The organism is Pseudomonas sp. NPDC087690, assembly GCF_044743175.1.
In the GTDB taxonomy this organism is placed as follows: Bacteria; Pseudomonadota; Gammaproteobacteria; order Pseudomonadales; family Pseudomonadaceae; genus Aquipseudomonas.
The window spans coordinates 561242-580856 of record NZ_JBIUVX010000002.1; the positions used below are offsets into that span (position 1 = coordinate 561242).

At 60.8% G+C, this 19615-nt stretch carries 19 protein-coding genes; 10 read left to right on the plus strand and 9 right to left on the minus strand.

The genetic code is table 11. The features are described from left to right. Positions 1-18: 18 nt before the first annotated feature. The 7 genes from araD1 (at position 19) to ACIPIZ_RS06750 (ending at position 5413) form a co-directional block, all read left to right on the plus strand. Positions 19-1011, plus strand: coding sequence for an AraD1 family protein (gene araD1, locus ACIPIZ_RS06720; protein ID WP_122660890.1), 993 nt, complete (start codon positions 19-21; stop codon positions 1009-1011). A gap of 9 nt (positions 1012-1020) precedes the next feature. Continuing rightward, complete coding sequence (locus tag ACIPIZ_RS06725) at positions 1021-2601, plus strand: aldehyde dehydrogenase (NADP(+)) (RefSeq protein WP_064392967.1); 1581 nt, start codon at positions 1021-1023, stop codon at positions 2599-2601. 166 nt (positions 2602-2767) lie between these two features. Then, the gene (locus tag ACIPIZ_RS06730; RefSeq protein ID WP_064392966.1) at positions 2768-3079 is read left to right on the plus strand and encodes a DUF5629 family protein; all 312 of its coding nucleotides are present in this window, start codon (positions 2768-2770) and stop codon (positions 3077-3079) included. After that, the gene (locus ACIPIZ_RS06735) at positions 3066-4241 is read left to right on the plus strand and encodes a lactonase family protein (RefSeq protein WP_105705046.1); all 1176 of its coding nucleotides are present in this window, start codon (positions 3066-3068) and stop codon (positions 4239-4241) included. The genes ACIPIZ_RS06730 and ACIPIZ_RS06735 overlap by 14 nt, the downstream gene beginning before the upstream one ends. 156 nt (positions 4242-4397) lie before the next feature. After that, positions 4398-4577, plus strand: coding sequence for a hypothetical protein (locus tag ACIPIZ_RS06740; protein WP_026000548.1), 180 nt, complete (start codon positions 4398-4400; stop codon positions 4575-4577). A gap of 369 nt (positions 4578-4946) precedes the next feature. Then, entirely contained in the window at positions 4947-5159 is a 213-nt protein-coding gene (locus tag ACIPIZ_RS06745) for a hypothetical protein (RefSeq protein ID WP_236430203.1), read from the plus strand. Continuing rightward, positions 5156-5413 (plus strand): hypothetical protein, encoded by a 258-nt coding sequence (locus ACIPIZ_RS06750; protein ID WP_064392963.1) that lies wholly within the window; start codon positions 5156-5158, stop codon positions 5411-5413. Before ACIPIZ_RS06745 ends, ACIPIZ_RS06750 begins: the two co-directional genes overlap by 4 nt. A gap of 134 nt (positions 5414-5547) precedes the next feature. On the opposite strand, the gene ACIPIZ_RS06755 is transcribed toward ACIPIZ_RS06750, so the two are convergent. From ACIPIZ_RS06755 to ACIPIZ_RS06765, 3 genes are read right to left on the minus strand one after another with little or no spacing between them, the layout of a single operon-like run. Then, a complete protein-coding gene (locus ACIPIZ_RS06755; RefSeq protein ID WP_105705048.1) occupies positions 5548-6132 on the minus strand; it encodes a glutathione S-transferase in 585 nt (194 codons plus the stop codon). Continuing rightward, positions 6129-9770: an AAA family ATPase gene (locus ACIPIZ_RS06760; RefSeq protein ID WP_401164631.1), complete on the minus strand. Its 3642-nt coding sequence runs from the start codon at positions 9768-9770 to the stop codon at positions 6129-6131. The genes ACIPIZ_RS06755 and ACIPIZ_RS06760 overlap by 4 nt, the downstream gene beginning before the upstream one ends. Further along, a complete protein-coding gene (locus ACIPIZ_RS06765; protein ID WP_401164633.1) occupies positions 9767-11011 on the minus strand; it encodes an exonuclease SbcCD subunit D C-terminal domain-containing protein in 1245 nt (414 codons plus the stop codon). Before ACIPIZ_RS06765 ends, ACIPIZ_RS06760 begins: the two co-directional genes overlap by 4 nt. A 212-nt stretch (positions 11012-11223) precedes the next feature. Here ACIPIZ_RS06765 and ACIPIZ_RS06770 point away from each other — a divergent pair, with 212 nt between their 5' ends. The 3 genes from ACIPIZ_RS06770 (at position 11224) to ACIPIZ_RS06780 (ending at position 12489) form a co-directional block, all read left to right on the plus strand. Then, entirely contained in the window at positions 11224-11715 is a 492-nt protein-coding gene (locus ACIPIZ_RS06770; protein ID WP_122854166.1) for a hypothetical protein, read from the plus strand. A gap of 1 nt (position 11716) precedes the next feature. After that, complete coding sequence (locus ACIPIZ_RS06775) at positions 11717-12061, plus strand: hypothetical protein (protein ID WP_038369275.1); 345 nt, start codon at positions 11717-11719, stop codon at positions 12059-12061. Positions 12062-12180: 119 nt separating this feature from the next. Further along, on the plus strand, positions 12181-12489 hold the full coding sequence (locus tag ACIPIZ_RS06780) for a hypothetical protein (RefSeq protein ID WP_401164635.1): 309 nt from the start codon (positions 12181-12183) through the stop codon (positions 12487-12489). A 144-nt stretch (positions 12490-12633) separates the two neighbouring features. Here ACIPIZ_RS06780 and ACIPIZ_RS06785 read toward each other — a convergent pair whose 3' ends face one another. From ACIPIZ_RS06785 to ACIPIZ_RS06810, 6 genes are read right to left on the minus strand one after another with little or no spacing between them, the layout of a single operon-like run. Further along, positions 12634-14271, minus strand: a complete 1638-nt coding sequence (locus tag ACIPIZ_RS06785; RefSeq protein WP_122854165.1) for a BatD family protein — start codon at positions 14269-14271, stop codon at positions 12634-12636. Then, positions 14268-16004 (minus strand): tetratricopeptide repeat protein, encoded by a 1737-nt coding sequence (locus ACIPIZ_RS06790; protein ID WP_401164637.1) that lies wholly within the window; start codon positions 16002-16004, stop codon positions 14268-14270. The genes ACIPIZ_RS06785 and ACIPIZ_RS06790 overlap by 4 nt, the downstream gene beginning before the upstream one ends. Continuing rightward, positions 16001-17080 (minus strand): VWA domain-containing protein, encoded by a 1080-nt coding sequence (locus ACIPIZ_RS06795; RefSeq protein ID WP_122660885.1) that lies wholly within the window; start codon positions 17078-17080, stop codon positions 16001-16003. The genes ACIPIZ_RS06790 and ACIPIZ_RS06795 overlap by 4 nt, the downstream gene beginning before the upstream one ends. Beyond that, complete coding sequence (locus tag ACIPIZ_RS06800) at positions 17073-17570, minus strand: DUF4381 domain-containing protein (RefSeq protein WP_095050116.1); 498 nt, start codon at positions 17568-17570, stop codon at positions 17073-17075. The genes ACIPIZ_RS06795 and ACIPIZ_RS06800 overlap by 8 nt, the downstream gene beginning before the upstream one ends. Next, positions 17567-18511, minus strand: coding sequence for a DUF58 domain-containing protein (locus tag ACIPIZ_RS06805; protein ID WP_008088002.1), 945 nt, complete (start codon positions 18509-18511; stop codon positions 17567-17569). The genes ACIPIZ_RS06800 and ACIPIZ_RS06805 overlap by 4 nt, the downstream gene beginning before the upstream one ends. Positions 18512-18516: 5 nt before the next feature. Further along, complete coding sequence (locus ACIPIZ_RS06810) at positions 18517-19476, minus strand: MoxR family ATPase (protein ID WP_003218556.1); 960 nt, start codon at positions 19474-19476, stop codon at positions 18517-18519. Positions 19477-19615 lie beyond the last annotated feature (139 nt).

Here is a 19615-nt window from a genome sequence, read left to right on the forward strand (position 1 = left end):
ATAACACAGGAGAAGAATATGCATCTGGTTCAATTCGAATTAAGCAACCGCGAACGCCGCGTCGGCGTGGTCGACAACGGTCTGGTGCGCGAAGTGCAGGACGCCCGCACAGTGCGCGATCTGGCACTCGCCGCCATCGAGGCCGGCAACACCCTTGAGCAGCAAGTGCAAACCCTCGGCCTCGGCATCAGCCATGACTACGCCGAACTGCTGTCGCAACTGCGCATCCTGCCGCCACTCGACCACCCGGACCCGGCGCACATGCTGATCAGCGGCACCGGCCTGACCCATCTGGGCAGCGCCTCGGCGCGGGACAAAATGCACCAGCAAGCCGGCGACGAAGCGGCGATGACTGACACCATGCGCATTTTCAAATGGGGTGTGGAGGGCGGCAAACCGGCGGCGGGGCAGGCCGGTGTGCAACCAGAATGGTTCTACAAGGGCGACGGCAGCATTGTCGTCCGTCCAGGCCAACCCTTCCCGGTACCGCCGTTTGCCGAAGACGCCGGCGAGGAGCCGGAAATGGCCGGCCTGTACCTCATCGGCAACGACGGCAAGCCCTATCGACTGGGCTTTGCGGTTGGCAACGAGTTCTCCGACCACGTCATGGAACGCAAGAATTACCTGTACCTCGCACACTCGAAACTGCGCAGTTGCAGCTATGGGCCGGAACTTCGCACAGGTGAATTGCCTCAACATCTGGCAGGCAGCAGCCGCATCCTGCGTGACGGCGAAGTGCTTTGGCAGAACGAGTTTCTCAGCGGCGAGGCGAACATGTGCCACAGCCTCGCCAACCTCGAATACCACCACTTCAAGTACAGCCAGTTCCTCCGTCCCGGTGATGTACACATTCACTTCTTCGGCACCGCGACCCTGTCGTTCGCCGATGGCATCCGCACCCAACCGGGTGACGTGTTTGAAATCAGCCAGGCCGAATTCGGTGCGCCGCTGGTCAATGGCATCGTCCCGGTCCCAGCGGCTTATGAACCGGACAGCATCGGCACCCTTTAAGGAGATCCCATGACTCAGATTCTCGGTCACAACTACATCGGCGGTCAGCGCAGCGCCGCTGGCAACGTCAAACTGCAATCGGTCGACGCCACGACGGGCGAACAGCTGCCACACGATTTCATCCAGGCCACGGCTGAAGAAGTCGACGCCGCTGCCAAAGCCGCCGCTGCCGCATACCCGGCCTATCGCAGCCTCAGCGCCGAACGTCGCGCGCAGTTTCTCGATGCGATTGCCGATGAACTGGATGCCCTCGGCGATGACTTCGTTGCCGTGGTATGCCGCGAAACCGCATTGCCGGCCGGACGGATTCAAGGCGAGCGCGGGCGTACCAGCGGGCAGATGCGTCTGTTCGCCAAAGTGCTGCGCCGGGGCGATTTCTACGGGGCGCGGATTGATCAGGCGCTGCCGGATCGGCAGCCATTGCCACGCCCGGATCTGCGCCAATACCGCATCGGCCTCGGCCCGGTGGCGGTGTTCGGCGCAAGCAACTTTCCGTTGGCATTTTCCACCGCTGGCGGCGACACCGCCTCGGCGCTGGCCGCCGGCTGCCCGGTAGTGTTCAAGGCCCACAGTGGTCACATGGCCACGGCTGAACTGGTCGCCGATGCACTGATCCGCGCCGCAGAAAAAACCGCGATGCCGGCTGGTGTATTCAATATGATCTACGGCGGTGGCGTCGGTGAGTGGCTGGTCAAGCATCCGGCAATTCAGGCCGTAGGTTTCACCGGTTCGCTCAAGGGCGGTCGGGCACTGTGCGACATGGCCGCTGCACGCCCGCAACCGATCCCGGTGTTTGCCGAGATGTCGAGCATCAACCCGGTGATCATCCTGCCGCAGGCCCTTGCCGAGCGTTCAGAAACGGTCGCCCGCGATCTGACTGCTTCGGTGGTACAGGGCTGCGGTCAGTTCTGTACCAATCCGGGTCTGGTGATCGGCATTCGTTCGCCAGAGTTCAGCGCGTTCGTGCAGCAGGTTGCGGGTTTGATCGGTGATCAACCGGCACAAACCATGCTCAACGCCGGCACTCTCGGCAGCTACGGCAAAGGCTTGCAGAAGCTGTTGGCACACGCCGGTATTGAACATCTGGCGGGTAATCCGCAGCAAGGCAATCAAGCGCAGCCACAGTTGTTCAAGGCCGACGTGAGTCTGCTGATCAATGGCGATGAAGTGCTGCAGGAAGAAGTGTTCGGCCCAACCACGGTGATTGTCGAAGTGGCGGATCAGGCGCAACTCAGTGCGGCATTGCATGGCCTGCACGGGCAACTCACTGCGACTATTATTGGTGAGCTGGCGGACTTCGAGCGCTTCGCAGAACTGACACCGCTGCTGGAACAGAAGGTCGGGCGGATCCTGCTCAACGGCTATCCGACCGGTGTCGAGGTGTGCGATTCGATGGTCCATGGCGGGCCGTATCCGGCGACATCCGACGCACGCGGCACCTCGGTCGGTACGCTGGCCATCGACCGCTTCCTGCGCCCGGTATGCTTCCAGAATTACCCGGACAGCTTGTTGCCCGAGCCGCTGAAAAATGCCAACCCGCTGCGCATCCAGCGCCTGGTCGACGGCAAACCTAGCCGCGAAGCCCTCTGACACCCACCAATCCCCTGTAGGAGTGAGCCTGCTCGCGATAGTGGTTTCGCATTCAACATATCTGTTGGATGACACACCGCCATCGCGAGCAGGCTCACTCCTACAAGGGGCAGGTACGACAATGAGCTATCATTGGCCCTTTCCCCCCTTAGAAAGACTGTTTGCCATGACTGCCCAAACCCTTCTCAACGCCCTCGAACACTGCGGTATGGTCGAAATCGACGGCCTGCATGCCTTCGAATTCGCCCTCGACGAGGACGATAACCTGCACATCGAATGCATCGATGGCCGAGCGGCCAAGCATTGGGAGTTCACCCCGGCTCAGGTTGCAGCGGCAACGTTTGATGACTCCCTACAAAGCTGGCTGATCGTCGGTTATTTCAATGAAACCAAAGCGGTCGGCGAACACCGCCTGGTCTGCCACGGCGATGTAGTCAGCAGCAGCGACGATGAGGATGACACTGATGAAAATGCGTAAATTCTGGCCGCTGCTGATGGCCGGCAGCGTCGGTGCCATGGGCCTGTCCACGGCTTCCGCAGAAAGCTTCCAATTGCTGGTCGGTTCCTACACCGCCGGCACCAGCCAGGGCATCTATCGAATGAACTTCGACAGCGCTACGGGCCAGATCGACGCGAAACCGTTGCAAGTGGTCAAAAGTGAAAACCCGTCCTGGCTGACCCTGTCCAAAGACCAGCAGCGGCTGTTTGTGGTCAACGAAAACGGCCCGGGCCAGGAAGACCCGGTCGGTCGCGTCAGCAGCTATTCGATCGATCCGAAAACCCACACGCTGACCCTGATCAATCAAGTGCAAAGCCTGGGCAACGAGCCGACCCATTCAAGCCTCAGCGCTGACGCCAGCCACTTGTTCGTCAGCAATTATTCGGTGATGGAAGATCCGGGTGGAACGCTGGCGGTATTGCCGGTCGGTGCCGACGGCAAACTCAAACCTGTCGTGCAGATGAGCGCGCACCCGGCCAGCCGGATCAATCTTGAGCGCCAGGCCTCCAACCACGTGCACTCGACGGTTTCTTCGCCTGACGGCCGCTACGTATTCTCCAACGATCTGGGCGCGGACAAGGTTTTCGTCTACCTGTTCGATCCGAAGGCCAACCCGGACTTGCCGCTGACGCCGGCGATGACCGCCGCAGTGCCCTTGCCAGCCGGCAGCGGCCCGCGTCATCTGCTGTTCAGTGCTGACGGCAAGCACGCCTGGCTGACCATGGAAATGAGCGCGCAGGTCGCGGTGTTCGACTACCACGACGGCGTACTGACGCAAACCCAACTGGTCGATCTGGCCGCCGGTCAGCCGACATCGGACAAGGCCGGGGCGGCATTGCACACGTCTGCCGATGGCAAGTTCCTCTACGTCAGCAACCGTGGCACCGCCAATCAGCTGGTGGTGTTCAGCATCGATCCGGCGACCGCGCAGCTCAAAGAGCTGCAAAAGCGTTCGGTTGAGGGTGATCACCCGCGTGAGTTCAGCCTCGATCCAAGTGGCAAATTCCTGCTGATCGCTAACCAGAAGAGCAACCAGATTGTCGTCGTCGAGCGCGATGCCAAGACCGGTCTGCTCGGTAAAACCGTGCAGAAACTGCCGATGGACGCGCCGAGCGACCTGAAGTTTTTGCTGCGACAATAAGCCACAGGCCCCGGTTTACGGGGCCTGTCTGCTTGTATTAATTGCACTGATATCGGCTAACGTTACAAAGCATTTCAGGCAATCAACCCTCGAGCGTTAAGTTTGCTTCACGGCCCAACCGGGCAAGCAAGCCAACCGAACACGAGGGTTACCGTCATGAACTTCAATCTCTTCTCCGTCATCGCCGCTTCCGCCATCTCTGCCACCGTGGTACTGCCAGCCGGTGCCAACGTTGAAATCGCCAGCAAAAAATCCCACACCCAGAGCTACACCCAGAAATACCTGCAACAGAGCGCCAACTTCTACGCCGCACTGGATCACAAAGCCCAACACTGAACGCCTGCACCGAACTCCCCTGTAGGAGCTGCCGAAGGCTGCGATCTTGATCTTGCCCTGATCGTTCCCACGCTTTGCGTGGGAATGCCTCTAGGGACGCTCTGCGTCCAGTGACGCGGAGCGTCACGGGCTACATTCCCACGCAGAGCGTGGGAACGATCGGCAAAAGCAAAATCAAAAGATCGCAGCCTTCGGCAGCTCCTACGCGTTTGCGTGTGTTTTTCGCAGCACGATAGGTTTCTTCAAACACCCAGATAGACTGGCTAAATAATCAACGAAGCTGATGTTCACTATGGCAAACCCTGAGTGGTTAGCGCGGCTTTTTTGATTGATTCTGTGGGCATCGAAACATGCCCACGGGAGAACACCATGGCCAGCGCAATCATCACTTCAGCCAAACGCGGCGCCTACCTGGCCATCGGTCTGTACCTGGCCGTGGTGCTGGTCGTCAGCATCGCCTCGCAGATGGAACACACGTTCGACGCACCGATCGACGTCGCCCACCCCGGCATCCAGTTCGAAGTCCGCTCGCACAGCGTGATGGTCGACCGGGCCGAACTCGCAGGAGTCGGCGGCGCATGAAAGGCTACAGACTTTGGGTAGTTGCCGGTTTGGCGTTCTTCACCAACGGCGCTTCATTATTGGGCATCGGCCAAGGCTCGGTAGGCGCACTGGCCCGGGCCATAGAGGCCAACCACAACATCGCGCACAACATTGAACGGGCGAATACGCTGGGGCTGATGGCGGGGAATCCACCGGTAAAGGCTTCGGCCGATTTTCTCGGGCCATTCGAAGTGGATTGCATGGCACTCGGCATGTGCAACGCGCTGGCGTAAAGCGCTTGACTGATCGTTCCCACGCTCCGCGTGGGAATGCAGCCCCGGACGCTCCGCGTCCGATTGGAACGCAGAGCGTCCCTTGAGGTATTCCCACGCAGAGCGTGGGAACGATCAACGCAGGAAGGTAAGGGTTATTTCTTCATGATCGAGGTGAAGAGGTCGGATTCGAGGAAACGCTGCAACCAGGCTTGTAAGCGAACATAAGGCGTCTGGGCAAACCACTCACGATCGACATGCGCAAACTGCCGAACAAACGGCAGCAGGGCGATATCCGCCAGGCTCGGATGATCCGCCAGCAAATAATCGCGATCCTGCAGCAACCCCTCCAACCGCTGCAAATACACCGCGCCTTCGGCCCGATAAAACTCCATCGGCTGCTCGGGATAACGCTCGGCATATTTGTAGCGATTGAGATGCACCTTGAATCCCTGATCATTGGCTTCGATCAGCTCGGCAATCCGTGAATCGCCATCAAGCAACCAGTCCTGCGGATCATTCTGCGCCAGTGCCCAGTGCATGATCTCCAGACTCTCATCGATCACCCGCCCACCGGCATCCAGCACCGGCACCGTACCTTTGGGCGAGATCGCCAGCATCTCCGCCGGTTTGGCCTTGAGGCTGACTTCAACGATGTCCACCGGCACGCCCGAATAGCGCAGGGCCATCCGCGCCCGCATCGCATACGGGCAGCGGCGGAAGGAATACAACGTGTTCATTTCACCTCCAGTGTGCTCAAACCGTTGCCCTGACGCTGCACCTGAATCTGCACGGGAATCCGTTCGTGCATTTCCTGCACGTGGGAAATCACTGCGACTTTTCGACCCTGGGCCTGCAAGCCATCGAGCGCATCCATCGCCAGTTGCAACGACTCCGGATCGAGGCTGCCGAAGCCTTCATCGATAAACAGCGATTCGATTTTCAGCGTGCTCGAGGCCATCGATGCCAAGCCCAAGGCCAGCGCCAGCGACACCAGAAAGGTTTCGCCGCCGGACAACGAATGCACCGAGCGCAGTTCGTCACCCATTTCCGTGTCCATCACCAGCAGACCAAGCATGCTGCCGCCGCGCTTGAGGCGATAGCGTTTGACCAGTTGGCGCAGTTGCACGTTGGCGTGATGCACCAACAGGTCGAGGTTGTAGGCCTGGGCAATCTTGCGGAAAGTGTCGCCAGTCGCGGAACCGATCAAGGCACTCAGCCGCGCCCAGCGTTGATACTCGGCGTAGGCGTCGGCGATTTGCTGGGCCAGCGCCTGATTGGCGTTCTGCCGACGTTGATCCTCGACTTGCTCGGCGCGCAGTTCGGCGCACTGCTGTTCGCTGACAGTGAATTGGTTTTGCAGGTCAGCCAGAGCTGTAGCGAGTTGTTCGGCGTCGAGATTGCCGTTGCTTTGTGCCTGATGGTCGAGCAATAACCGCTCACGCTCCTGCAACAGGACCGTGGCCTGCTCGATGGCTTTTTCGTTCTGTTGCAAGCGTTGACGCAGTTCGCCGAGTTGCGTGTCATCGACCCGCAGCAAGTCTTCGAGGCCTCCGTCATCCAGCTCGGGGTGACGCGCACGCCAGTCGGCAATCTTGCTCGCCAGATCCTGTTCTTCGCTTTCCAGCGCCTGCAAGCGTTCTTGCTGCGCCTTGAGTTCAGCGGCGATCTGCACAAGTTGCGTGCGCACGCTTTGCAGCTCCTGCGCGGTGTTGGCTTCTGCGTTGCGTGCCTGTTCCACCCGCTGCTCAAGCTGCTGCTGCCACTGTTCGGCGCTGCTGTGCTCGCCAAGCAATTGCGTGAGTTTCTGCTGGCAGATTTGCTGCTGATCGGCCAACGCGGTGAACTGCTGCTGCGCCGTCTGCGCTTGCACGACTCGGGTCTGCTGACGATCCTGTTCTTTTTCCAGGGTCTGCTGGCGTTGTTGCTGCTCGCTCAACTCTTGCTTTTGCTGATCGACTTGCGCCAGGCGCTCGGCGATCTGCCGGTCGAGCTGCATGAAGGTAGCCGCCGGCTCCTGGCGCAGGGCTTCAAGGGTGTCGGCCGGGAGCAGGGTGGCGAATGCCGTCAGTTCTTCGTCAAGGCGCTGGTGGTCGCTACTCAGTTCGCGTTGCTGGTTGCTCAGCTGTTGCGCGGCCTGCTGATGCGCCGTTTCGGCCTGACGCAATTGCTGGGTCAGACGCGCGGCATCCTGTTGCAGGGTGAGCAGGGCGCTCTGGCGTTGTTCGTCCTGAGCGATGCTCTGGTTCAGTTGCTCATGTTGCCGGATCAGCCAGGCATCGCGCTTGTCGGCGTCCTGATTGAACAACTGCGCGGCCAGCGGATGCGCGTCGAGGCTTGGCGCGAGTGCTTGCTGCTGAGTCGTCAGTTGTTCCTGCTGTTGCAGCAGCTCTTTCTGCTGAGCAATGACCGCCCCCACGTCGGCCCGCAATTCGCTGAGTTTTTCCTTGAGCTGATCGACCACTTGCTGCGCGTTGGCCTGTTCGCTTTCATCGTGACGACCAAGGCTTTGCAGCAGTGCTTCCGGCTGGTGATACGGATGCTCATTGCTGCCACACACCGGGCACGGCTGATTATCCTGCAACTGTGTGCGCAACTCTTCGACACTGGCACTGCGCGCCAGCCGCTGGCGTTCGAGCAGCTCGCGGGTGACGTTGAGGGTTTGTTCGGCGACGGTCAGTTCGGCTTTGCTTTTCACCCCGTCCTGGGTCAGGCGTTCGCGCTCCTGCTGGGCGCTGAGCTGACGCTGTTGCAGTTCGCTGCTGCGCTTGTCCAGATCCTGTTGCGTGGCCCACAGGCGTGACAAGTCTTCAAAGGCGCGCAGTTGTTTGCGGTTGTCCTGCAGCAGCGTGCCGAGGAGGCCGATCTGTTCGGCGACGGCGTCGGGTTCGGCGCCGGCTTCCTTGAACAACACTTCCAGTTGCTGTTTCTGCGTGCTCAATGTATCGGCGCTACGGGCGGCGTTATCTTCCAGGCTCGCCAGCTCGGCCTGACCCTTGTTCAGGCGATTGCCGATCAGCATCAGTTGTTGCAGACGATCACGGTAGGCATTCCACGCGTCGCTCAACGGCGCCAGATGGGCACTTTGCTCAAGCTCAGCGGCGATGCGTTGCAGACGTTCGCCGACCTGAGTCTGTTGTTCCTGCAAAACCTGTATGGCCTTCTGGCCTTCGGTGCAGCCGGTTTGTGCACTGTCTCGGGCTTCAGCGGCAGCCGCCACATCCTTGCTCAGGCGGGCGAGGGTGCTTTGCTCTTCAAAGGCCTGACGCAACAGCGGCGCGTTCTCCCCTTGCCGTTGCTGCGCTTGGCTCAGAGTGACTTTTGCCGCTTCGAGGGCTTGTTCAAGTTGCGTCTGGCGCTCAGTCAGTTCTGTGTGTTGCTGCGTGTGCGCGGCTATTTGCGCAGCCAGTGGCGTCAGCAGCGCATCGAACTCGGTTTTCCGCGCGAACTGGTGCCGCTGCGGGCCGAGCTGTTCGAGTCGTGTCAGTTTCACCCGCTCGCCGGCCAGACTTTCCGATTGCTGCCGTGCACTGTGCAGTTGCTCGGTGGCGGCCTGTTGCGCGTCCTGCAATACGCGCAAATCCTTGAGCCAGCCGTGCTGTTGCTCAAGTTGTTTGAGCTGCGCCTGCTGCAACTTCAGTTGTTGCTGCGCGGCGTTGAAGCGCTCATCCAGTTCCGCTCGCGCCTCGGGTGGCAACGGGGTGACGCCGGTGGCTTGATCCTGCAGTAGCTTGTGCGCTTCGCGAGCCTCTTTGGTCTTGTCGAAGGCGCGACGGCCGAGGCGGGTATACAGCGCGGTGTCGGTGAGTTTCTCCAGCAGTTCGCTGCGATCGTTGTCGTCCGCTTTGAGGAACGCGCTGAACTCGCTCTGCGCCAGCAGCACGGCGCGGGTGAACTGTTCGAAGTTCAGACCCAGTGCCGCTTCCAGCTGGGTTTTGTATTCGCCTTTCTGGCTGGCGAGCAGTTGATCCTGATCGATGTCGCGCAGGCTCTGACGACTGGCTTGCAGCTTGCCGCCTGCCTTCTCACGCGCACGATTGGCTTCCCAGCGCGCCCGATAGCGTCGGCCATCGACACCGACAAAATCCACTTCGGCATAGCCTTCACCGGTGCCGCGCCGCAACAGGGTGCGCGGGTCACCGGTGGCGATTTCGCCGTCGGCATCGGGGACTTTGGCGTCACGCCCGGTGTTGTTCAGGCGCGGCACGGCACCGAACAGCGCCAGACATAAGGCATCGAGCAGGGTACTTTTGCCGGCGCCGGTCGGGCCGGTAATCGCAAACAGCCCAGCGCTGGCCAACGGTTCAGCGGTGAAATCAATTTCGAACGGACCGGCCAGCGAGGCGAGGTTCTTCAAGCGAATGGCGAGAATCTTCATGGCTGCTCACCCTCCAGTTGTACGTCTTGCAGCAGTTCGGCGAAGTCCTTCAGCGTTTGCTCATCGACCTCGTTGCCGTAGTTGTCGAGCCAGGCGCGGCTGAACAGTTCCTGCGGCGTCAGTTGGTCGAGTTCGATCAGTGTGGTGCCTTCCTCCTCGCCGTCAGCGCCACGTTTACCGGCGTATTCGGCGGCAATGCGCACCAGCCGCACGGCTTTGCCTTGCAGGGCATTTTCCACTTGATGGCGCAGGTCTGGCTGCGGCTCGTCGAGGATCACCCGCACTTCCAGCCACGGCTGACGCTGGGTTTCGGCAAGCAGATCGACGTTCGGCAGGTCTGCCAGTTGCAGCAGGATCTCGGCCAGCGGTGCCGGGCCGATACGTTGCAGATTGACCGAACGCGGGATCAGTTTCGGTTCGACGCTGACCAGCGTTTCGCCATCGAGGCTGATATCGAGAATCTGATGCTGATAGCCGATCTCAGAGAACGACAATGGAATCGGCGAACCGCTGTAGCGAATGCGCTCTTCACCGTTGACCTTCTGCGGCTTGTGCAAATGGCCGAGGGCGACATAGCTGATGCTTGGCCCGAAGAGACTGGCGGGCAGGGCTTCGGCATTACCGATGATCAGACTGCGCTCGGAGTCTTCCGATACCGAGCCGCCGGCCATGTGCGCGTGGCTGATGGCGATCAATGCCTGACCGGATTTGCGCTTGGCGTTGGCGGCTTCGATCAGCCATTCGTGCACCTGACCGATGCCACGCAAGTAGTTGTCGCCCAAATGCGCGCCCGTCACTTCCGCCGGGCGCAGGAACGGCAGCGCCAGGCACCACGCGGCAATCTCGCCTTGTGCATTGGGCAGCGGCAGCAGTAGACGTTCGGCATCGAGCTGGCCATCGTCCAGCCACAACACCCGGCCCAGTGCGTGCGTGCGCAAACGGCGCATCAACGGTGCCGGCAGCTCGATACGCGAGCCGGAATCGTGGTTGCCGGCAATCATCACGATGGTCAGCAGCGGTTGCTGTTCGTGAGCGCTGACGATGAAGTCGTAAAGGCGTTCCTGCGCTTTGACCGGCGGATTGACCGTGTCGAAAATGTCACCGGCGATCAGCAGCACATCCGGCTGCGCCAGTTGCAGTTGGCGCAGCAGCCATTCGAGGAAGCACGCATGCTCGAAATCGCGCTCCTGGCCGTGCAGGTTTTGCCCAAGGTGCCAGTCGGAGGTGTGGAACAGACGCAAGGTGGACTCCGCAACAATTAAAGAGGTGATGGCCGCAGGTGAAATGAGGGCGGCGAAAGAGGGGAGAGTTTACAGATTATTGCGGCGGTGGGGCTTGTCCGGACGGCACGCGGCCGGGCATTTCGCTGAATCCCTTCATTGACGCCCAAACAGCAGCTATCTAGTATCTGGCCATCATATTGATATCGCCTCGGCTGCAGGGAGCCAGCGCAGTGCAACTGATCAACTCTATACCCCCGGTCATCGACACTGAACACTATGACGCATGGAAGAAACAGTGGGCGAATCAGCAAGGCCTGGATATACATTCTTACATCAATGATCAATGCCATCCGGAACAGATGCTGGTGTTTTCGACATTGTTCTTCCCGACGTTCGTCGTGTCTCAAGGGGGCGTTTTTCTAGAGCGAAATTTTTCAATTGAAACGTTCGCGCGCTGCTTGAGCCTGGCCTCTCACGACATGGCAGAGACGGAGCGGCTGTTGAATTATGTGAAGCTCTACGATGTTTTTGGTCAATACGGAGATGGCGTATCACCCAGCATATTTCTGCAATTGTGCGATGTCATTGGGTTTGCCTGGCGCATGGTGCTGAAGGAAAAATTCCCGGACAAGTTATTCAGTGTCGAGGTGTCGAACTCCGATGAGAATTACGGCCCGGTGGTTACGTTTTACCAGGTGAAGTGCGAAAAAAGAGAACGTTGAGATGAACGATTTCGAGTCGGTGAAAAACCTGATCATCCAATTGGTGAAAGAAAAAACCGGTGGTTTTGATGGCGACAGTTGGGAAGCTGATTACAAGCTGAATTGGGAGGCCGAGTTGTCGGAAAGGCTTGAGAAAGCTCTTTTCAACATGTCTAAAATGGCCTCCGCCAGGGAGAGTGGGGACGATGTCATGTTGACGGCGGCACTGGTGCATACACGTATGAACTTCATGGATCTCGCGAATTTTTTCAGGGATATATATGACGATCTGGATGCATTGCTCGTAAAACCAGTTTGGCCTGACATTCCCGAAGGGTTTGATTATGGAAAGAGTTCGAAGTCATAAACGGGACAGGCCCTGAGGGATCTGTCCACGGTTCTGCTCGGCCGGTCCTCATCCTGTTGTGGGTGAGATCTTTTATGACATGGCGCAAGTGAATCCTGGACAGGAAGGGGCTCAACGCTATGAGCCTTATTTCTGCAGCGTGCTGGGCACGGTTGCACAAACCCCCCGCAAGTTGTGATCGATTGCTTGGGTATCTGGCGGCGGTACTGGATGGCACAGAGCAATCAATTTGTGCGGGTGGAAACGACGTTGTTTTGAATATTGATACAACGGGTGTGCAGGTTGACATATTGATCAATGAGGACTGGATCGGTCAGGCTGAAAGCAAGTTCACCTTGCAGGAATGGCAAAAAATTCTTGAGGGCTGGAAATGCCTTTTGGAGTTACCAAAAGGTTCTGAAGAGGTTGTGCTGGTCAAACTGCCGTAGAGAATATTGACACCACAGAGTATGAACTGAGGGGCCTTTGACCGGGGCTTTTTAACCTGTAACAGAATCAAAAGATCGCAGCCTTCGGCAGCTCCTACACATAACTCCTGTAGGAGCTGCCGAAGGCTGCGATCTTTTGATCTTTTACTTCGGATAAAGCGGTGGCAGGCCACTGTCGCCCACTGGGTCGTGTACGCGCTCAGCGGTCGGAATCGTGCGGATCGCTCGCCACAAATCTTCACCTTGCCAATGCTGGCCGGTTTCGCTGTAAAGCGCGCCGTTGAGCCCGTCGAGGGCATCCGACAAGGGCACAAACCGCGCCGCCATGTCCGCCAGGGTTTCCGGCTGTTGACGCGCCCACGCATCCAGCGCCTGCCGCGTTGCTTGCGGATCGTTGGCCTGGCTCGCGCGCTTGATGTCATCCATCAAGGTGCGCGGGCTCGGGCCGGTTTGGGCGGCGCGATGTACCGCCGGTTGCCAGCGCGCGCGCCACCAGAGGCCGAAGCCGAGCAGGGTGGTGCAGGCGAGAATCAGCGTGCTGAGCTTCCACCACCACAACACATCGTTATCGACGACACTCGGTTGCAGCGTACCGGCCGGCGTATCGACCTGCAGGCTCGGGTTGTTCGCCACTTGCAGGGTGCGTGCGGGCAAGCTGCTGTGTTCCAGGTGATCTTCGAAGGTGTTCCACCACACCACGTCGACCGTCGGCAGGTCGATTGCGCCGCTACGGCTGGGCACCAGCGCTTCGCGTTCTTCGCGAGTGCCGACCAGGCCGCGGTCGGTGCTTTGATTGCTCAGCACCGGTTGATCGGGGTAGCGGCGCAAACCGTTGACGTCGGTGGCGGGCAGCACTGGCAGTTGCGAACTGGCGAGACCTTCGACTTTCAGGGTCAGGCTGCGGGTCAGCGAGTCGCCCACCTGCGTGTGCTCCGGTTCCGGATTCCAGCTTTCGCTCAACGTCAGACTGCGGGCGGGCAGCCATGGCGCATCGACGGGGTAGGTCAGGGGTTTGGGTTTGACCGTCAACGGGATGTCGGCAGAACTGACACGCATCAGTTTGCCCGGCTTCGGCCCTTGTGCGCTGACGTCCGGGGACGGTTGAGGATCGACCAGCGTGGCGCTGAACGTTTGCGGGGCAATGGTCAGCAAGCCGCTGTGCTGCGGGTAGATTGCATAACGCATTTCGATCACGCCGTGGCGCACGCCGTTGAGGTCTTTTTCGTAGGTGCGCGTGTCGCCGAGTTGCTCGATGCGCGCATCGGCGATCTGCAACGGGGTCAGGCTGCTGTCGTCGTACAGCGACACCGAATGGTAGATGCGCAACGTCAGGATCGCCTGGGCCTGCACATAGACGCTGGACTGATCGAGACTGGCTTCGATGAACACCGGATCGAGGCTGTTGTTGTCTTCGCGGGTAGCGCTTTCAACCACTTGCACGGTGATTGGCTGGCTCTGCACATCGCCCATCTGCAACGGCGGAATCACCACGCTGCCGTTCTCTTTCGGCAACAGCGTGATGATCCAGCGGGTGGTCGCGCGGTTGTCGCCATTGAGCGTGTTCAACTGGTTGACCTGGCGCGTGCCACGCACTTCGAACAGCGGCTCCAGCGGGGTCAGGTCAGGTTTGCCGAACTGGGTGACGTCGCTGGTTTCGAGCGTGAGTTCGACCGTCTCGCCGGAGTTCAGGCGACTGCGATCCACGCTGGCGGTCAACTCGGTCGCCTGGGCGGTGGCCGTGCAGATCAGCAAGGGCAGCAAGAGAGCGGTGAAACGGGTCATCGAGTGTTTTCCTGATCCTGATGTTGTTGCTGTTCGTACCAGAATTTGCGTCGCAGCAGTTCGCCCGGATCATCCGGGATCTTGCCCAGCCATTGCTCCAGTGCCTGGCGTTGTTCGCCTTCGAGGTTGTCCTCGGTGGGGCGCAGGGTGGGCACGGTGTCGGTTTCTTCTTCCTCGTCGCTGCCCGGAATCTCATTGGGGCCCGGTTGCGGCGGCGTGGTCGGCGATGGTTCGCTGGCCGGTTCGGCGGGCTGCGTGTCGCCCTGGGTTTCGCTTTTCACCGCAGGCGGCGGCGCGGTAGCGGGTGGCGGTTCATCGCCGGGCAGACTTTGCTCGGTCGGTTTCTGTTCCGGCTCAACGGGCGGCGGGGTGTTTTTCTGCTTCAGCAGGTTCTCCACAAGTGCCTTGTTGGTCTGTGCCGGGCGCAGATCCGGTTGCAGTTCCAGCGCCTGCTCGTAGGCATCGATGGCTGCTTCCAGCTCACCGCTTTTCGCCAACGCGTTGCCACGATTGTAGTGGGCGCGGGCGTCGCTGCCCTCGGCAAAGCGCTGGGCGGCGCCACTGTAGTCGCCAGCCTCGTACAACGCCACCCCTTGCCACTGATGATCGTCGAAATGCTGCGCGGCTTCGGCCGGGCGCTTTTGCTTGAGCAAATGCAGGCCCTGTTGGTCCGGGCGCAGCCACAAATCTTCGAAGTCGAAAGCGTAGCTCGGCTGTGGCAGGCAGAACAGCAGCGGCAGGCAGAACAACCAGCCGCGACGCCCGGCGCACGCAGCGAGCAACAATAATGGCAGCAGCAGCCAGTAACCCTGATCGGCCCAAGTGTCCAGGCGCACGGTCTGGCCATCGTCTCGCAAGCTGCGCGGGCCATTGAGCAGGCCGAGGGCGCCGAGGTCGGCTTCGTCCAGTCGTGCCGGGTGGTAGTCGCCGCCGACACTGTTGAGGAAGGCGCTCAGGCCGGGGCTGTCGAGCTGCGGCACACGGATTGCGCCTTGCTCGTCTTTAAGGAAGCTGCCGTCCTCTTGAGCAATCGGTGCACCTTCAGCGGTGCCGACGCCAAGCATCAACAATTGTGCGGATTCACCACTGAGCGCACGACGAATGCCTTGGCGTTCCTGTTCATCAAGCGACGAGCCGATCAACAGAATCCGCCCATGACCCAGTGCGCCTTGCTTCAACAAGGCCAGCGCTTTGCTCACCGCCAGATCGGCGCGATGACCGCTCTGCGGCATCAGCGATGGCTTGAGCGCATCAAGCAAGTTGCGACTGGTGGCCAGGTCATCCGACAACGGCACCAGCGTGTGCGCGCTGCCGGCGTAAACGACGATGGCGGTCTGCGCATCGCTGCGCGCCTGCAACAGGTCGAAGAGCTTGCGCCGCGCCTGTTCCAGTCGCGTCGGCGGCGAATCGGTGGCGAGCATTTCCGGGGTCAGTTCGAGCACCACCACCAAGGGATCGGCAGGTTTCTGACTGGTCTGTTCAACGCGCTCCCAGCTCGGCCCGAGCAGCGCCAGAACGGTCAGCAACCACGCCGCGCCGAGGGCGATCCACGGCAGTTTGCTGTCGCGTCCGTTGCCGCCGCTGAGCAAAGTGGCGTGGAACGCCGGCGGCAGAATCATCTGCCAGCGCCCGGCGCGTTTCTGCCGGTGCCAGAGCTGCCAGATCAGCCAGCCGAGCAGCGGCAGCAGCAACAGCCACCAAGGACGGAACCAGTGCGGCCAGAGCGCGATCATCGGCGCCTCCGCAGACGCAGGCGCTTGAGACGCTCGCGCCAGTCAGGCAGCGGGCTTTGCAGATACAGCTCCTTGCTGAACAGGCGTTGCAGCGGGTTATCCGGCCACAATTCGCGGGCGACCAGCAGCAGGCTCAACCACAGCGCCAGTGCCAGAGGCCAGTGATACAACGCCTGAGCCGGGCGTGCCTGAGTCGGTTGCTGGGTCACCGGTTCGAGCTGGTCGAGGGTGTCCTTGATCGCTTGCAGTTCTTTGCCGTCGTGCGCACGGAAGTATTGGCCACCGGTGACTTCGGCGATGGCCTTGAGCGCCGGTTCGTCGAGGTCCAGGCTCGGATTGACGCCGAGCAGACCGGTCGAACCGCTGTCTTCCGGATTGGCGCCGATGCCGATCGGATAGATTTTCACGCCTTCGCTGGCGGCTAATTTGGCTGCGGTCAATGGATCGATTTCACCGCCATTGTTGGCGCCGTCAGTCACCAGAATCAGCACACGGCTTTGCGCCGGGCGCATGCGCAGGCGTTTCAGGGCCAGACCGATGGCATCGCCGATGGCGGTGTTCTTGCCGGCAATGCCGATCCGCGCTTCGTCGAGCCAGACGCGCACGGTGTGGCGGTCGAAGGTCAATGGCGCTTGCAGGTACGCTTGACTGCCGAACAGGATCAAACCGACGCGGTCGCCGTCGCGGCTTTCAAGGAAATCGCCGAGCAGATGTTGCACCAGTGTCAGGCGACTGACTTCTTCGTCCTGCCACTGCATATCGGGGAAATCCATGGAGCCGGACACGTCCACCGCCACCAGCAGATCGCGGCCACTGGCGGCAATCGGCAACGGCTCGCCGAGCCATTGCGGGCGAGCGGCGGCAGTCAGCAGCAACAGCCACAGCAGCATGAACGGCGCCTGTTGACGCCAGGCCGGCAGATTAGCCCGGGCGCGACGGCGGGCGAGGCCTTCGAGGTCGGACAGAAAGCTGACTTTCAGCGCCGGTTCGCCGCTGTCGGCCACCGGCAGCACAAGGCGCATCAACCACGGCAGCGGCAACAGCGCAAAGATCCACGGCCAGGCGAACTCAAACATGTTTGCGAATCCACGTGTCGACGGCTTGGGTCAGGCCGGCGATGGCCTTGTCGTCGAGTTTGCATTCCGGTTTGTACGCGCCTTCGACCAGCACCATCCAGCGCGTCAGGCCCGCCGCCGGGCAGCGGTTATCGAGGAATGCCAGCCATTTACGCCCGTTGAGGGTGTGGCTCTGGCTGTACGGGTAGTGGTTGCGGCACAGGCGTTTGAGCAGGCCATTGAGTTGTTGCAACCAGGCACCGGCCGGGGCGCCATCGTAGGGCTTGGGCATTTGCGCGAGTTCGGCGAGGGCGGCGATGCGCACCGGGTCGAGCGGCTGTTCGGCGCGTACGATCGGGCGTTTCTTCATGGGAATGAAACGGCGCAGGCGCCATACGGCGAAACCCAGCAGCGGCAGCAACAGAAGCAGCAGCCACCAACCCGGCGCCGGTGGCCAGAAGGCAATCGGTGGCGGCGAGATCAGCGGTTGCAGTTGTTCGAGGCCGTTCATCGACCTTTCCCCGGACGCTGCGGATTGAGGAATTCGCGCATCTGCTCGACCATTTCACTTTGCGTGCTCAGCGGCATCAGCAACACCCGCAGTTTTTGCGCGAGCAGTTCCCAACGGGCGATACGTGCTTCGGCTTGGGCGCGATAAGTCTGGCGCAGGTCGAAATTCAGCGTGTCGAGTTCCAGTTGTGCGCCGCGCTCGGCAAACCTCAGCAGGCCGGCAGCGGGGAGGGCATGATCCAGCGGATCAGAGATGGGCAGCATCAGCAGATCGCAATGGCGCGCCAGCAGGCTCAGCTGTTGCTCGGCGCTGTCGGACAACGCGCGTTCATCGCAGATCACGATGGCCAGGCTGCCGGGGCGCAGCACTTCGCGGGCGCGGCGCAGGGCTACGCCAAAGGCATCGCGATCCGGCTCACGCTCGGTGTGCAGCGACTGATTGACCTTCACCAGACGGTTGAGCAGTTGCAGCAGGCTTTGCTTGCTGCGTCGTGGCTTGATTTCGTAATGCTCGTTGTCACCGAATACCAGTCCGCCGACCCGATCGTTGTGGCCCAGCGCGGCCCAGCCGATCAGCGCCGCCGCTTGCGCCGCCAGTACCGATTTGAACATCAGCCCGGAACCGAAAAACAGCCGCGTGCTTTGCTCGACCATGATGAAAATCGGCCGTTCGCGTTCTTCATGGAACAGTTTGGTGTGCGGCTCTTGCGTGCGCGCCGTCACGCGCCAGTCGATGGTGCGCACGTCGTCGCCGGCCTGATAGACCCGCACCTGATCGAAGTCGACGCCGCGACCACGGAATTTCGAGTGATGCAGGCCGATCAGCGGGCTGCGCTGACTCGGCGTGGAAAACAATTGCACTTCGCGCACCCGATGACGCATCTCGATCAGCTCGGCGAGGCTGACGCGGATGCCCGGTTCGGACGGCAAAGGGGCGTTCATGGGGGTCAAGCGACGGCTACGACGTCGAGAATCCGCTGCACCACCCGATCCTGATCGATGCCGGCGGCTTCGGCTTCAAACGACAGAATGATGCGGTGGCGCAACACGTCGAACAGCACCGCTTGAATGTCTTCCGGGCTGACGAAGTCGCGACCGGCCAGCCAGGCGTGGGCACGGGCGCAGCGGTCGAGGGCGATGGAACCGCGCGGGCTGGCGCCATAGGCGATCCACTCGGCCATTTCCGGGTCGAACTTGGCCGGCGTACGGGTGGCCATGACCAGTTGCACGAGGTATTCCTCCACGGCATCGGCCATGTACAGACCAAGGATTTCCTTGCGCGCGGCAAAGATTGCCTGCTGGCTCACGCGGCGTTCAGGCTTGGTTTCGCCGTTCAGCGCTTCGCCCCGGGCCTGCTGGAGGATGCGGCGTTCGACGGCAGCGTCCGGGAAACCGATTTTCACGTGCATCAGGAAACGGTCGAGCTGGGCTTCCGGCAGCGGGTAGGTGCCTTCCTGTTCGATCGGGTTTTGCGTGGCCATCACCAGAAACAGTGGCGACAGTTCATAGGTGCTGCGACCGACACTGACCTGACGCTCGGCCATGGCTTCGAGCAGCGCCGATTGCACCTTGGCCGGCGCACGGTTGATTTCGTCCGCCAGCACCAGGTTGTGGAAGATCGGCCCTTGCTGGAACACGAAACTGCCGGTTTCCGGGCGATAGATCTCGGTGCCGGTGATGTCGGCCGGCAGCAGGTCAGGGGTGAACTGAATGCGATGGAACTGGGCTTCGATGCCCTCGGCGAGTTCTTTGATCGCTTTGGTCTTGGCCAGACCCGGCGCGCCTTCGACCAGCATGTGGCCGTCGGCGAGCAGGGCGATGAGCAAACGCTCGATGAGTTTTTCCTGGCCGAGAATCTGCGTTGAAAGAAAGGTTCGCAGCGCCAGCAGCGCTTCACGATGTTCCATCGGTGACTGTTCCTGGAAAGGGGTGGCCACAGGCGTTCGGATAACGCCGGGGCTGGGGGCGTTACTTTAATCCATCGCAGGGGGTGGCGACTAACGGCATTTTGTAGAAAAGGGCAAAAGATCGCAGCCTGCGGCAGCT

Coding starts and splice junctions, on each gene's coding strand:
- ACIPIZ_RS06725 (WP_064392967.1), top strand. CDS start 1,021: ATGACTCAGATTCTCGGTCACAACTACATCGGCGGTCAGCGCAGCGCC.
- ACIPIZ_RS06750 (WP_064392963.1), top strand. CDS start 5,156: ATGAAAGGCTACAGACTTTGGGTAGTTGCCGGTTTGGCGTTCTTCACC.
- ACIPIZ_RS06760 (WP_401164631.1), bottom strand. CDS start 9,770: ATGAAGATTCTCGCCATTCGCTTGAAGAACCTCGCCTCGCTGGCCGGT.
- ACIPIZ_RS06740 (WP_026000548.1), top strand. CDS start 4,398: ATGAACTTCAATCTCTTCTCCGTCATCGCCGCTTCCGCCATCTCTGCC.
- ACIPIZ_RS06785 (WP_122854165.1), bottom strand. CDS start 14,271: ATGACCCGTTTCACCGCTCTCTTGCTGCCCTTGCTGATCTGCACGGCC.
- ACIPIZ_RS06745 (WP_236430203.1), top strand. CDS start 4,947: ATGGCCAGCGCAATCATCACTTCAGCCAAACGCGGCGCCTACCTGGCC.
- ACIPIZ_RS06810 (WP_003218556.1), bottom strand. CDS start 19,476: ATGGAACATCGTGAAGCGCTGCTGGCGCTGCGAACCTTTCTTTCAACG.
- ACIPIZ_RS06780 (WP_401164635.1), top strand. CDS start 12,181: ATGAGCCTTATTTCTGCAGCGTGCTGGGCACGGTTGCACAAACCCCCC.
- ACIPIZ_RS06730 (WP_064392966.1), top strand. CDS start 2,768: ATGACTGCCCAAACCCTTCTCAACGCCCTCGAACACTGCGGTATGGTC.
- ACIPIZ_RS06790 (WP_401164637.1), bottom strand. CDS start 16,004: ATGATCGCGCTCTGGCCGCACTGGTTCCGTCCTTGGTGGCTGTTGCTG.
- araD1 (WP_122660890.1), top strand. CDS start 19: ATGCATCTGGTTCAATTCGAATTAAGCAACCGCGAACGCCGCGTCGGC.
- ACIPIZ_RS06755 (WP_105705048.1), bottom strand. CDS start 6,132: ATGAACACGTTGTATTCCTTCCGCCGCTGCCCGTATGCGATGCGGGCG.
- ACIPIZ_RS06795 (WP_122660885.1), bottom strand. CDS start 17,080: ATGTTTGAGTTCGCCTGGCCGTGGATCTTTGCGCTGTTGCCGCTGCCG.
- ACIPIZ_RS06800 (WP_095050116.1), bottom strand. CDS start 17,570: ATGAACGGCCTCGAACAACTGCAACCGCTGATCTCGCCGCCACCGATT.
- ACIPIZ_RS06735 (WP_105705046.1), top strand. CDS start 3,066: ATGAAAATGCGTAAATTCTGGCCGCTGCTGATGGCCGGCAGCGTCGGT.
- ACIPIZ_RS06805 (WP_008088002.1), bottom strand. CDS start 18,511: ATGAACGCCCCTTTGCCGTCCGAACCGGGCATCCGCGTCAGCCTCGCC.
- ACIPIZ_RS06775 (WP_038369275.1), top strand. CDS start 11,717: ATGAACGATTTCGAGTCGGTGAAAAACCTGATCATCCAATTGGTGAAA.